The 13,170-nt window shown below is 39.1% G+C and carries 11 protein-coding genes and 1 riboswitch; of the genes, 5 read left to right on the forward strand and 6 right to left on the reverse strand.

Going from position 1 to position 13,170, the window contains the following annotated elements; all coding sequences use genetic code 11:
• Positions 1 to 58 precede the first annotated feature (58 nt).
• From lacD to pfkB, 3 genes are all read right to left on the reverse strand, one after another.
• Positions 59 to 1,051 carry a tagatose-bisphosphate aldolase gene (gene lacD, locus HFC68_RS07975; protein ID WP_002834297.1) on the reverse strand — a complete coding sequence of 331 codons (993 nt, stop codon included), beginning with the start codon at positions 1,049 to 1,051 and terminating at the stop codon, positions 59 to 61.
• Positions 1,052 to 1,166: 115 nt separating this feature from the next.
• Positions 1,167 to 3,056 carry a fructose-specific PTS transporter subunit EIIC gene (locus tag HFC68_RS07980; RefSeq protein ID WP_011672873.1) on the reverse strand — a complete coding sequence of 630 codons (1,890 nt, stop codon included), beginning with the start codon at positions 3,054 to 3,056 and terminating at the stop codon, positions 1,167 to 1,169.
• Positions 3,053 to 3,988 carry a 1-phosphofructokinase gene (gene pfkB / locus HFC68_RS07985; RefSeq protein WP_011672872.1) on the reverse strand — a complete coding sequence of 312 codons (936 nt, stop codon included), beginning with the start codon at positions 3,986 to 3,988 and terminating at the stop codon, positions 3,053 to 3,055. The genes HFC68_RS07980 and pfkB overlap by 4 nt, the downstream gene beginning before the upstream one ends.
• A 116-nt stretch (positions 3,989 to 4,104) precedes the next feature.
• Between pfkB and HFC68_RS07990 the strand changes: the two genes are divergently transcribed.
• Positions 4,105 to 4,851, forward strand: coding sequence for a MurR/RpiR family transcriptional regulator (locus HFC68_RS07990; RefSeq protein ID WP_011672871.1), 747 nt, complete (start codon positions 4,105 to 4,107; stop codon positions 4,849 to 4,851).
• Between the two features lie 38 nt (positions 4,852 to 4,889).
• Here HFC68_RS07990 and HFC68_RS07995 read toward each other — a convergent pair whose 3' ends face one another.
• The 3 genes from HFC68_RS07995 to HFC68_RS08005 form a co-directional block, all read right to left on the reverse strand.
• On the reverse strand, positions 4,890 to 6,092 hold the full coding sequence (locus tag HFC68_RS07995; RefSeq protein WP_011672870.1) for an MFS transporter: 1,203 nt from the start codon (positions 6,090 to 6,092) through the stop codon (positions 4,890 to 4,892).
• Positions 6,093 to 6,237: 145 nt separating this feature from the next.
• Positions 6,238 to 7,227, reverse strand: a complete 990-nt coding sequence (dapF, locus tag HFC68_RS08000; RefSeq protein WP_011672869.1) for a diaminopimelate epimerase — start codon at positions 7,225 to 7,227, stop codon at positions 6,238 to 6,240.
• Positions 7,227 to 8,606, reverse strand: coding sequence for an aspartate kinase (locus tag HFC68_RS08005; RefSeq protein ID WP_011672868.1), 1,380 nt, complete (start codon positions 8,604 to 8,606; stop codon positions 7,227 to 7,229). The genes dapF and HFC68_RS08005 overlap by 1 nt, the downstream gene beginning before the upstream one ends.
• A 115-nt stretch (positions 8,607 to 8,721) precedes the next feature.
• Positions 8,722 to 8,902: riboswitch (Lysine riboswitch) on the reverse strand.
• A gap of 168 nt (positions 8,903 to 9,070) precedes the next feature.
• Between HFC68_RS08005 and lysA the strand changes: the two genes are divergently transcribed.
• Genes lysA through dapA form a run of 4 tightly spaced genes read left to right on the forward strand, consistent with a single transcriptional unit; the run spans position 9,071 to position 13,164 of the window.
• Positions 9,071 to 10,363, forward strand: a complete 1,293-nt coding sequence (lysA, locus tag HFC68_RS08010; RefSeq protein WP_011672867.1) for a diaminopimelate decarboxylase — start codon at positions 9,071 to 9,073, stop codon at positions 10,361 to 10,363.
• A 20-nt stretch (positions 10,364 to 10,383) separates the two neighbouring features.
• Entirely contained in the window at positions 10,384 to 11,094 is a 711-nt protein-coding gene (gene dapD / locus HFC68_RS08015; RefSeq protein ID WP_011672866.1) for a 2,3,4,5-tetrahydropyridine-2,6-dicarboxylate N-acetyltransferase, read from the forward strand.
• Between the two features lie 13 nt (positions 11,095 to 11,107).
• Positions 11,108 to 12,262 (forward strand): N-acetyldiaminopimelate deacetylase, encoded by a 1,155-nt coding sequence (locus HFC68_RS08020; protein ID WP_011672865.1) that lies wholly within the window; start codon positions 11,108 to 11,110, stop codon positions 12,260 to 12,262.
• 2 nt (positions 12,263 to 12,264) lie between these two features.
• Entirely contained in the window at positions 12,265 to 13,164 is a 900-nt protein-coding gene (dapA, locus tag HFC68_RS08025; protein WP_011672864.1) for a 4-hydroxy-tetrahydrodipicolinate synthase, read from the forward strand.
• The last annotated feature ends 6 nt before the right edge of the window (positions 13,165 to 13,170 follow it).

The raw sequence follows: 13,170 nt of genomic DNA on the forward strand, positions 1-13,170 counted from the left end.
TCAATATTTAAAAATAAAAATGCTTCATAACGAATTCGCTACGAAGCATTCTTTTTATTTACATCATTTTTGATAATTTTTCTTCAACTGAAGTTGCTGTAACCGCTAAAACTTCATTTAAATCTTCAATGTTCTTTTTACCTTGGGTTTGAAGCCATTGACGGCCAACTGCTTCACTCTCTCCCGCAAATGGTTCGATGGCGTTACGCCAAGTTGCTCGGCCGCAAAGGACTCCATTGAATTTTGAACCTGCTTCGTGGGCAAATTTCAATTCTTCTTGGAATAGTTCAGCTGAAACCCCAGCACTGAGGAAGATAAATGGTAGATTGGTTGCATCACTTTGTTCCTTGTAGAACTTAGCTGCTTCTTCCTTACTATAAACTACGTCATCATCGTTTTCAGCGAAACCTTCAACGTAAGCTTGGTTAACTGGAACTTCCAGCTTCAGTACATCCACTCCATATTCAGGTTTTGAAAATTCTTTCGTCATTTCAATTACCTTGTGGGGTTTTACCGCAGCATATTCCTTGCCCTTCACATCGTCGTTTTCAGCGTCGTATGAAACCAATTCAAGGAAGAATGGCATGTCTTCGGCCTTACATTCATCCCCTAAACGTTCGATAAATGCGTGCTTACGTTCGTTTACGGCATCGCCTTCATCAACATCATAATATAGAAGGAATTTAACCGCATCCGCACCCAATTCTTTTAATTTTCGAACTGACCATTGATCCAAAATGTCTGGAAAACGTCCAGGTTCGGTTGCATCGTAACCTGTCTTTTCATAAGCAACCAATAAACCTGCATTTTCATCACGAACTCGGGCTGCTGGTATTCCATATTCTGGGTCTAATAGGATCCCACTAGCGTATGGGGTTAATTCTGAAGAAATCGCCACTTTAAAATCTTCGATTTCTTTTTGAGTAGCTTCATGTCCACTGGCTGCGCCAATCATTTTTTTCAACGATCCTCGTTGGTCGATTGCAAGGGCGCTAATCACACCATTTTTATCTGACAATGCTTTAATTCCACGTAATTTACCATTTTCCATTTGAAATACTCCCCTTCTCATCTGTACTGGTTGGTACCATTCAACAAAACCTATTTTAACTGGTTGGTACCACTTTGTCAAACGCTTTCATTTTAAACTGAAGTAGCCTTAATTTTTATTTTTTGAATAGTGCCGCTATTTCTTCGACCGATTTAGCATTTTTTAGTTCTTGAACAAAACTTTCATGCATTAGTAACTTAGAAACCGATGAAAGATATCGTAAATGATTACCTTGGTCACGTTCAGGAATTAAAAACGAAATTACCGTATCAACGGGTTGGTTATCAAAAGTTTTCCATTCAATCGGTTGTTTTAATTTCAGCACTAACATTGCAGACGTATTAATTGTATTATCTTGAGCATGTGGAATAGCGATGCCTTTTTCCATCCCGGTAGATCCTGCTGACTCACGTGCTAAATATTTATTGTATACCGCATTTGCATCTGAACTATATCCGTTACTTACAGATAAGTTTGATAGATACCGTAATAGTTCATCTCTAGATTCAACATCAACATTAACTTTAATATTATCTACAGTGAGGATACTATCTAAACTTTCGTCATTCACTTTACGCTCATTTGATACTTCTCTTTTATCTTCTAATGTTTTTTCTCCAACGTGAGCTTTATGACCATCAGCTAATGAAAGTAATAGCCCCGAAACAATTGCTCCAATTACAATAAACAAAACCCATAAAAATGGTTTATTAACCAAAGGTAGAACGATAAAACCACCATGTGGTGCTGGAACGCTAATTCTAGTTGTATAAGTTAAAATTGCTGCGATGGAAGATCCAACCATAAAAATTGGAATATTAATTAACGGATTTTTAGCCGCAAAAGGTATTGCTCCTTCTGTAATATGCGTTGATCCTAATAAGAAGTTAACATAACCAGCACTTCGCTCATTTTCAGAGTATGCTTTACGGTTAAAAAGTACTGAAAAGCCTGTAGCTAATGGCGGAGCTATGCAGGCTGCAGATACTCCAGCCATGAAAAAGTAATTTCCTTGTGCAAGCAAAGCTGTACCAGTTAGGTATGCAGCTTTATTGATTGGACCACCCATATCAGAAGCACACATAATTCCAATAATTAATCCCAAAACTAATGGACTAGAATTTTCCATTCCTTTTAAAAACGCCATCATGCCGGTATTAATATCTTTCATCGGTACCGACATATACCACATAATCGCACCGGAAATAAAAACTCCAATAACCGGAAATAGAAAAATTTGTTTTAAACCATCTAAAGATTTAGGCAATTTTTTAAATAAATGCTGTAATAAAACCACTGTGTATCCTGCAAGAAATCCTCCGACAATTCCTCCTAAGAATCCAGTACCATTGGTATAAGCAATCATTCCCGTTGCAAAACCAACTACTAAACCAGATCTTTTTCCAATTGCTTCAGCAATATAGGCACATAAAACGGGTACCATCAAATTCATTGCAAATCCGCCAATCGTATTTAGCAGTTGAGCAAATGAATTAAATTGAGCGCTATTCGGGTCGGCAGAATTGATACCCCAGAAAAAGGAAATAGCTGTTAATACCCCTCCAGCAACAACCAAAGGAAGCATATGCGAAACACCGTTCATTAAGTCTACATAGATACTGTGCCAGAAAGTTCCATTAGTTGTACTGATTTGATCTTCTTTATTATATTGGCCATTACTGTGGTATATCGGCACATCATCGTCCAATATCTTACTAACTAATTCATCCGGTTCTTTCATTCCTTTAGTTACTGAAACATTAATTAATCTTTTTCCATCAAATCTTTCAATATCAACGTCTTTATCAGCTGCTATAATGACTCCTTTAGCGTTGCTAATTTCTTCAGGCGTAAATTGATTTTCTGTACCGCTTTGTCCATGTGTTTCTACTTTAATTGAAACTCCTCGTTTCTTGGCGGCCTCTTCTAACGCTTCTTGGGCCATATAGGTGTGGGCAATTCCAGTTGGACAGCCAGTAGCTGCAATAATTGTATATTTTGTCATTTACTATCCCTCCTAACAGTTTCAATCTTAATTTGCTCGTTTAACTCCTCAACGTCTGAAAAATCAGTTAATCCTGCTTTAAATGCAGTTGAGCTTCCAGCAGCGATACTAAATTTCAAATTTTCTGCTAAGCTCTTTTGTTGGCACATTCCTGCTACGAAAGTTCCTAGCATAGTGTCACCAGAACATGCTGTATTCACTACTACTCCCTTAGGCGCATCTCCACGTAAAACTGTATCTTTATTAACGAATAAGGCCCCTTCGCTTCCCATTGATAACAGGATATTTTTTGCTCCACAATCTATTAATTTTTCACAATATTTGATTAAGTCTTGCTGACTCAATATTTTCGAGCCAAACCATTTTTCTAATTCTTCGACATTTGGCTTAAGTAATTCCGGACCAAATGCTAACGTATCTAAAACTTCTTTATAATTCGTATCAATAATTAATTTGAATCTTTTAACTTTAGATAACTTTGCAATCTCAACTAAAATATTAGGATTGATACCTTCAGAAAAGCTACCCGAAATTATTAATATATCTTTACTTGTCAGCTTCTCAATCATCCTCATCAGTTCGGCAACTTGTTGCTTCGTAACATGGGGGCCACTATTTACTTCTTTATATTCCGTGTCCTCCTCTATGACTCTTGTAAAAACGTTAATTCTAGTAGGCTGGTCGGTATGAATAAATTTATTGGGGATTCCCCTCTTTGTTAAAGTATCCTCAATGAAAGAATTCGTGAAACCGCCGCCCACACCAAGCGCTGTATTATCAATTCCTAACATTTTTAAAATAAATGAAACATTCACTCCTTTTCCATTAGCCTGAATATCATAGTTATTCGTCCGATTAACCACTCTTGGTTTCAACTGTTGTGTTTCAATAAATAAATCAATTGCTGGATTTAATGTGCACGTATAAATCATTTCAAGCACCTCTTTCTTATACTCCTAATTCTAGCCTCATCCATAATGTAAATGTTTTCAAAAACTTTGTTATTTATGTTATTGTTGAAAAAGAATTTACAATCGGAGGGATTGGTTTGGCAAATGATAATTTGAGTTCGACAGAACAATTTGTATGGAAATTCATTCAAGACAACCTAGAATTGGTTCCTTTTTTATCTATTGTTGAGTTGAGTGAACGAGCTAACGTTTCTACGGCCACTATTATCCGTGCGCTAAGAAAAAAAGGTTTTACAGGTTTCAGTGATTTTAAGCATGGAGTAGCAAAGAATAATAGTTCAAAGGATTTTACCAATTTAGAGCGTGCCGATAGTGATATTAAAAGTGCCATCCTAAAAAACGAACATGAAGTTACTAACACGATCAAAATGATTAATATTCCAGATATTGAACAGTCTGTGCAAAGAATCAAGCATGCCAAAACCATTTACATTTTTGCCCGTGGTTTTTCTGAATTAATTGCAAAAGAATTATTAGTAAAACTGCAACTCTTGAATAAAAATTGCCAACTAAGTGATGATCCAAATATTATCCGCACTTTATCAGCAGATATTAGACCTGGCAATTTGGTTATTATTATTTCTCTAAACGGTGAAACCCCTGAATTAATCGAAGCTGCAAAGAAAACATCAAAAAATAAAATTCCCATTATATTAATAACTACTAATGCTGATAGTACAATCGGTAAATACTCTACAATTGAATTATGTGGTTTCAAATCCGAAACAACTTATTTTCCAGCCTTTGAAGTTCACTCTAGGCTCCCCCTACAAGTTATATCTCGTGTATTATTGGATTCTTATGTAATTCGTACCCAAAAATAAAAACCTCCGAACTTCAAAACGAAATTCGGAGGTTTTCTTTAAATTTTCTTGGTTTTAACAATGATTACTCCCATGATGGTTGCTAAGGTAATGGCCACCACAAAGGCTACATTTTGTAGATTTCCGGTTGGGTTCAGACCAAAGGCCCAGCCATAAGTCACTGGTCCCAGAGCGGCAATGAAATAACCACCCGCTTGGGCCATCCCTGAAAGCTGAGCCGTACGATAAGGATTACTGGTCTTAATCGCAAACATGGTTACTACGAACATGAAGAAAAGGCCAATCGCATAACCTAATAGCAAACTTTCAATCATCCAAAATATCGTGGACGAAGTGTTTTGGAAAAATAACATTCCTGAGGCAATTAAGCCGGTCACTCCAGCAGATCCTACTAAGAACAACTTGCCCAACCGTCCCCACTTAACTAATAATTGGGGCAAAAGCACGGTAATCGGCAAGCCAATCAACGAAAAAGCCGCCATGATAATTCCAATTACGCCTGATCCGACTTGGTGATACGCCATCAAGGATGGCATCCATGCAGTGAATGTGTAATTTAGAATCGATTGGCTCCCAAACATGATTAGAAAAGCCCATGCTTTTTTATTCACCCAGATTTGATCGTTGGACATAGCTTCTTTTTTAACTTCAACTTGCGGCTCATGGATTTCTTCTGATAGATGAGGCATCAAAAACAACCAGATGATTAATGCCAACAGAGGGGTAATCGCTAATACTATCAGCATGCTCCACCACCCGGCCCACACCATGATGGGCGCCGTGATAACGTTGAAAAGTGCCACTCCAAACATCATCGAAAAGGTATAAACCGAGGTATAAAGTCCAATATTGCTAGGGAAATATGCTGTAACAAATGATGGCATATAAACGTTTAAATAAGCAATTCCCATTCCAATCAAACTGGTTCCGATGATCATCGTCGGCATTGTAACGATGAGTCGTAATAATGAACCCACTAATAGGATGGCTAAGGTACCTAGGAGTGACTTTTTAAAACCCCACTTTTTTAAAATGGTCGAGGCGACACTCGAAAATAACATAAACATTATGAGTGGCAAAGTCGTTAAGATTCCCAAACTACTCTTCGAGACCTCCAGTTTGTTAGCCAAATCTCCTAGCATCAGAGGTAGCGTGGTAATTGGTGTTCGTAACATCAATCCGATTAAAATAACGAGGACGAGCATTCCGCTCGCGCCTAAAGTTCCTTTTTTCCAGTTCAAAACATTCTCCTTATAATTCATTAGTCGATGACTATTATATCAGAGTGTAAAAAAGCCAAAGAGTCCTAAATTAATCTGCTTGGGTTTCAGTTTTACCGAAAATTAGGTTAACTGAAAATCTTTATATTATATAGTAGTTATTTCACTAAAAGCGATAGCGAGGTAGTTGTCGAATAAACTCTTGGTAATGTAATTCTTCTCCAGTTGATTCAATTTGAACCTGTTCCAAATTATTTTGTCGCAATTGATCCTCATCAATCCAGATTTGGTGGGTAAAAGTCGCATTCCCAATTAAATCAATCGTATATGCACCATGAATTTGATTTACCCGAGTTTTGACCATCCCACCTGGATTAAAGATATCATTTACTTCATCCAATCTAGTTTGACCATCATTTAACAAGCTCCAAACTAAACTTGTCGCTGACATCCCTGTCCCACAGGCATTAGTAAAACCAACCCCCCGTTCATAAGTTTGGACGAACAATTGATTCTGACCAATGACTCGTCCAAAGCTCACGTTAACTCCCTTTGGGAACCAAGGATTGGAAGCATTTAACCTATGACCCAATTCCGCTAACTTTTTAGTTGAAAGCCGGTTATTATTATCAATTGCTATTAAATGTGGATTAGGTACCGCCACGGCTGAAAAAAGAAGCTGATCATCAAAATCTCGAACTGGCGCATTAAACAATTTATCCTGATTTTCAATTTGCATTGGTAGGTTTTTAGTATTAAAACTAACCGGTGAAATTTCCACCTGATATGTGGGTAACCCATTTCCAATCGTCGCTACCCGTCCTACATGCAAATCGGCTTGATCTGTTTGGACCAAAAAATCATTTTCTTCATATTTTTCGGCTAAATAACGAGCCACCGTTCGCAGCCCATTTCCACACATGCTAGCGAAGCTACCGTCGTTATTAATAACCTGCATTCGTCCCCGAACGCCAGCATGGTCACTTGAACTAACTACAAGAAGTCCGTCAGCCCCACCTAACAACCCTGTTTGATTATTAGTAACTTGAATTGCTAATTGAATTAACTGGTCTAGATTCATTGGTATTTCGAGTTGTTCTTGATCAAGTAATATAAATGAATTTTCTGATCCGTGTACTCGTAATAATTTAATCATCAGTCTGCCCTACCTTTGTTTTTAAAAAATTCTCTGTAAATTTCACGAACAGCTTGATTTACTTGGTTTTGATGAACTCCGAGCATCGTTGAGATTCTAGAAGCCCCTTGGTTAATCATCTGAATTCCAATTTGTTTTCGTGCTAGAGCATTCACAATTCGATCTACAACGCCGACCTTGTCACGCATTCCCTCTCCAACCACCATTAAGATTGCATAATCATCAATCCATTCTAACTGGTCAGTGTGCAATTCTTCCCGAATATCGGATAACAAACTGGGTAAAATTTCATCCGTTATTTGATTCTGGTTGAAAATAATTGTTAAATCATCAATTCCAGAAGGCATATGTTCGTAACTAATATCGTAACGATATAAAATTTTTAATAATTTCAAGGTAAAACCGACTTCACGATTCAACAGATATTTGTGTATATACAAAGCCGCAAACCGACTTGAGCTCGCCACTCCTGTTATTTCTAAATCAGAAGCATAATTTTGTTCGGGTTCAATTACGGTTCCTGGTAAATTGGGATGATCCGTGTTTTTAATCACAATTGGAACTTGAGCTTCAATTGCTGGGATGATGGCTTCATCGTGAAAAACGGAAAATCCAGCATATGCAAGTTCCCGCATCTCACGGTAAGTCATTTCTCGAATTGGATGTGGCTGGGCAATGATTTTAGGGTCAGCCGAATAAATGGAATCCACATCCGTAAAATTTTCATAAAGCTGAGCTTGGAAACCACGTGCGAGAATGGCCCCTGTGATGTCTGACCCTCCCCGCGAGAAAGTGCATACCTCACCATTTTGGTTATATGCATAAAAACCAGGAACTACAAGATACTCCGCCTCATCCAGCAAATTTGAACAAACTGCCTCAATTTGAGCATATGAATGCTGGTCTAAGATCGCGTTATTATAGTCACCATGTGCCTTTATGCCCAATTGTTTCGGATCAACAAATCGCGCAGTAACATTGAATTTTTTTAAAACTAATGCCATTAAAATTGCGTTTAACCGCTCCCCTGCCGCCTTAAAATGAGCAAGACGGCATGCTTTATTTGCGTGGTGCAAATTTGCTAAATCAATTAGATGTACATTGATTTGTTCAAAATCCGAATCAGAAACGTGGTATGCATCTGCAATTTCTTGATATCGGTCTAGCACTGCTTGACGTGCTACTTTGACGTTCTCCCCAGATGCGTTGGCATATTTGATTAATAGATCCGTCACCTTAACATCATCTTTGAAACGCTTCCCCGGTGCTGAAACGACCACAATTCGACGTTCGGGATCTGCTCTTAAGATTTCAATTACTTTTTGATATTGCGCTGCGTTAGCTAGAGAGCTACCACCAAACTTAACAACTTTTACCATACTAGTCTCCTTTTGCGAGGTTCTAGCTTTCCAACTAACCAAAATAAAAACGCCCATTCGTAAAAAAACGAAAATGGGCGCTAGTAATTAACTAACATCGCTAAATCATTAGTCTGATTTGAAAAGCACCCCGCTATCAGTCATGATAGCGACAGTCCTTGAGATGTTATCTCAAGACCCAACAAACATTGAGAAAGGTCAATGTTCATTTCGGCGGATCATCCTTTCGCTGGGGCATATCGAATCCTTCATTCTATCCTCAGGTACTTTTAATCTCCGCAACCTCTTTTTTAATTTAAGCCTATTATACTCATTCTGTACTAGAATGCAAAAAAATAAATTTTTCATAAATCACTTCTACTTAGAGCAACAATTTATGACATATACCCCCTTACTTTATGCTTGACGAAATTCATTTAGTATTATAAATTTGTGAAAATTAAATTAGAAAAGGGGGTAAACGAATGTCTTTATACACCGTAAATAACGTTAATCAGGTTACCATAGGCGGCCTAAGCGCTACTCAACTTGCCCGTCAATATGGGACCCCACTCCAGGTTTTTGACGTCACCATGATTCGTAATCAAATTCAAGCCTTTCAAAAAGAATTTGAAGACCGTGGTATACGCGGCATCGTCAGCTATGCTTCCAAGGCTTTTAGTTGCAAAGCCATTTACCAAGTTGTTAAGCAAGAACATGCCCATTCCGATGTCGTTTCTGGAGGTGAGATTGCTACAGCTTTGGCCGCTGGTTTCCCCTCTACTAGTCTTAGCTTCCATGGCAATAACAAATCACTCGCCGAGTTGAATTTTGCCGTCCAAAAAGGAGTGGGAACTATCATTTTAGATAATTTTCATGAATTAGAATTGCTCGATCAAGTTTTGAACGAAAATAATACTCAAATTGATGTGTTGCTCCGTGTTACACCAGGTGTTTCTGCTCATACTCACAGCTATATTCAAACCGGTCAAACTGACAGTAAATTTGGATTTGATATTGATTCAGGACAAGCATTAAAAGCCATGCGCTTGTCCCAAAACAACCCTCGAATCCATCTACGAGGAATCCATGCCCACATTGGTTCACAAATTTTTGAAGTAACAGGTTTTAAATTAGAGGTTAAAAAGTTAGTCAATTTATTAACAAATTGGTCTCAAAAATACCAATTTACAGCCGATATTTTAAATATCGGTGGTGGATTTGGAATTAAGTATACCCATGCGGATGATCCTCTTGCCCCCGAGCTTCTTCTCGGTGAAATTTTAGATGAACTTCAAGTCCAGTACTCTAAGCTTGGACAACCCATTCCCACCATTTGGATAGAGCCAGGTCGTTCCATTGTTGGCCCAGCCGGTTTTTCACTTTACACAATCGGTTCACGAAAAGATGTCCCTGGTTTATCCCCTTACGTTGCTGTTGACGGCGGAATGGGTGATAATATTCGGCCCGCACTTTACCAGGCTGACTATGAGGCGGTCCTTGCAGAAAATCCAAACCAGCCTCCGATTGAAACCGTTCGTTTAGCTGGTAAATTCTGTGAATCTGGTGACATCTTAATCAACCACCTTCCATTACCTACTACTAAGACCGGTGATGTACTCGTTATGTTGGCAACAGGTGCTTACGGGTATTCAATGGCTAGTAACTATAACCGTAATCCTCGTCCAGCAGTTGTCTTTGCTGAAAATAGCCAAGCTCAATTAGTTATTCAAAGAGAAACATACGCAGATATGATACAAAATGATTTAGATTATTGAAAATTGAAAGGGGAATTACTATGAGTAATCTTGACACCCAGTCCATTATTAACACCATTTCAAACTCCAAAAAGCAGACCCCCGTTCGAGTGTTTATTGCCGGAGAAAAACTATATCAATTACAAATACCGAATGAAATTGAAGCTTTTATTTCACCAACTTCTGGAACTCTTTTTGGTGAATGGAAATACGTTAAAGCACTATTAGAATCATCTTCTCAAATCACACACTATCGAGTCGAAAACGATAGTCGAAATTCTGCAGTTCCTCTTCTGGACAAAAAGGAAGTCAATGCCCGAATTGAGCCAGGCGCTATCATCCGTGATCAAGTTTTAATTGGCAATAATGCAGTTATCATGATGGGCGCTATTATTAATATCGGCGCTGAGATTGGGGCCGAAACAATGATCGATATGGGCGTCGTCCTTGGTGGGCGGGCTCTAGTTGGTCGACATTGTCATATTGGTGCAGGTGCCGTCTTAGCTGGCGTAATTGAACCAGCTTCCGCTCAACCCGTTCAAATTGATGATCATGTTTTGATTGGAGCCAATGCCGTTGTGGTTGAAGGCGTTCATGTTGGAACCGGTGCTGTTGTTGCTGCCGGAGCAGTAGTTACCAAAGACGTTCCTGCACATACAGTAGTTGCTGGGGTACCAGCTCAAATTATTAAACGGGTTGATAATACAACTTCCCAGAAAACAGCGCTTGAAGACGGACTACGTAACCTATAAGGAAGTGTTTAAAATGACCATTGAACCATTAAATTTAGTTCGAATAAGGCGGCAGTTTCACGAATCACCGGAATTAGCCCTAAAAGAATTCCAGACCCACGCCCTACTTTTAAGCGTTATCCGCTCGCTACCGCAAAACTTGCTTGAAATTAAAACCATTCCCGAACTACCAACCGCTTTACTAGTTCGAGTTGCTGGTTCGCATCCTCATCGAACAATTGGATATCGAGCAGATATCGATGCACTTCCTGTCAACGAAAAAACTGGCCTTGACTTCGCTTCCAAAACTCCAGGTATTATGCACGCTTGTGGTCATGATATTCACATGACGGTTGCCTTGGGCATCTTAGAATATTTTGCTAACCATCAACCGCAAGATAATCTAATCTTCTTTTTCCAGCCAGCAGAAGAGAGCCATAGTGGATCGGTTCGAGCTTTTAATGCAAATATTTTTACCAATCAGTTTAGACCAAACGAATTTTACGGGCTCCATAGTACGCCAACGTTGCCAGCTGGTGTAATTGGTTGCCGCATGGGAACCCTGTTTGCTGGAACTACAGAAGTTAATCTTAAATTAACCGGCAAAGGAGGACATGCAGCCTATCCACAAGACGCAAATGATATGGTTGTTGCTCAAGCTTATTTAATTACTCAGCTTCAAACCATTGTTGCTCGTAATGTCAACCCCATCGAAGGTGGGGTTTTAACCCTTGGAAAAGTGTCTGCTGGAAATGTTCGAAATGTTATTGCTGATCAAGCCGTCATTGAGGGCACTATTCGCGGATTAACTCAGAAAATGATTCTTCTAATTCAACAACGCGTTCAACAAATTTGTGAAGGAACTGCCCAAGCCTTTAATTGCCAAGTCGAGGTCAAAATGAATCAAGGTGGGTATTTACCAGTAGAAAATGATCCAACCTTAACTCATGAATTAATTCAATTCATGCAAAGCGATTCGGCCATTAAGTTTAAAAAAACTCCACCAGCAATGACCGGCGAAGATTTCGGATTCTTGCTGAGCAAGTTTCCAGGCACCATGTTTTGGTTGGGCGTCGGCGCTACCAGTTCACTTCACTCTGCCACCTTTAATCCCGATGAACGTGCCATTCAATTGGGAATCGATGCAGTGATTAAATTTCTTCAAAATCGAATGTCCAAGGGGGCTTAAATATGCTTGAAAATGTTGATTTGATTTCCGCTATTATTACACCATTTGACGATCAGTTAAAAATTAACTTTACTGCGTTAGAACGTTTAACTAATCATCTCATTGAAACCGGCAATACTGGTTTTATTATCGGGGGAACTACAGGTGAGACACCTACCTTAACTCACGCTGAAAAATTAGGTCTGTATACTCGCTTTGCTGAAATAGTCGCTGGACGAGTACCCATCATTGCTGGAACCGGATCAAATAATACCCAAGCTACCATTGACTTCACTAAAGAAGTTCGCCAAATTGACGGGATCATTGCCGCTCTAGTCGTTACCCCCTACTACAATAAGCCTAATCAACGCGGGATGGTAGCGCACTTTAAAACCGTCGCGCGCCAAGCTGACTTTCCGATTATGATGTATAACATTCCCGGACGAACCGGTGTTCAAATGGAAAATGCAACCATTGTTGAGCTTTCTCAAGAACCAAATATCATTGGAATTAAACAGTGTACAAATTTAAATGACATTGGTTTTTTAGTTGAAAACACCCCCAATGATTTTGCTGTATATACCGGAAATGATCCAGAAACTCTGGGTGCAGTCGCTTTAGGCGCAAATGGGGTTGCTTCGGTTGCAAGCCACATATATGGCTATCAGATACGAGCACTTTTAGATGCTGTGAAACACGGGGATCTATTAAAAGCCGGAAAATTACAGCGAGAATTAACACCCAAAATGGAAGCCCTCTTCTTATATCCGTCACCGGCACCAGTTAAAGCCGTTCTAAACGCTCAAAATTGGTCCGTTGGTAGTCCACGACTTCCTATCTTGCCATTAAATCAAAAAGAAAAGCTCAATTTAGCCCATCAGCTGGGGGTTAATCATCTTGCCGACGTGCAGTTGCATTACTAGGAAAGG

Origin of the sequence: Pediococcus sp. EKM201D (assembly GCF_011800215.1) — a bacterium.
In the GTDB taxonomy this organism is placed as follows: Bacteria; Bacillota; Bacilli; order Lactobacillales; family Lactobacillaceae; genus Pediococcus; species Pediococcus pentosaceus.

Bases quoted from the DNA above. Each gene is read 5' to 3' on its own strand.
- lacD (WP_002834297.1), bottom strand. From the start codon at position 1,051: ATGGAAAATGGTAAATTACGTGGAATTAAAGCATTGTCAGATAAAAAT.
- HFC68_RS07980 (WP_011672873.1), bottom strand. From the start codon at position 3,056: ATGACAAAATATACAATTATTGCAGCTACTGGCTGTCCAACTGGAATT.
- pfkB (WP_011672872.1), bottom strand. From the start codon at position 3,988: ATGATTTATACGTGCACATTAAATCCAGCAATTGATTTATTTATTGAA.
- dapF (WP_011672869.1), bottom strand. From the start codon at position 7,227: ATGATTAAATTATTACGAGTACACGGATCAGAAAATTCATTTATATTA.
- HFC68_RS08005 (WP_011672868.1), bottom strand. From the start codon at position 8,606: ATGGTAAAAGTTGTTAAGTTTGGTGGTAGCTCTCTAGCTAACGCAGCG.
- lysA (WP_011672867.1), top strand. From the start codon at position 9,071: ATGTCTTTATACACCGTAAATAACGTTAATCAGGTTACCATAGGCGGC.
- dapD (WP_011672866.1), top strand. From the start codon at position 10,384: ATGAGTAATCTTGACACCCAGTCCATTATTAACACCATTTCAAACTCC.
- HFC68_RS08020 (WP_011672865.1), top strand. From the start codon at position 11,108: ATGACCATTGAACCATTAAATTTAGTTCGAATAAGGCGGCAGTTTCAC.
- dapA (WP_011672864.1), top strand. From the start codon at position 12,265: ATGCTTGAAAATGTTGATTTGATTTCCGCTATTATTACACCATTTGAC.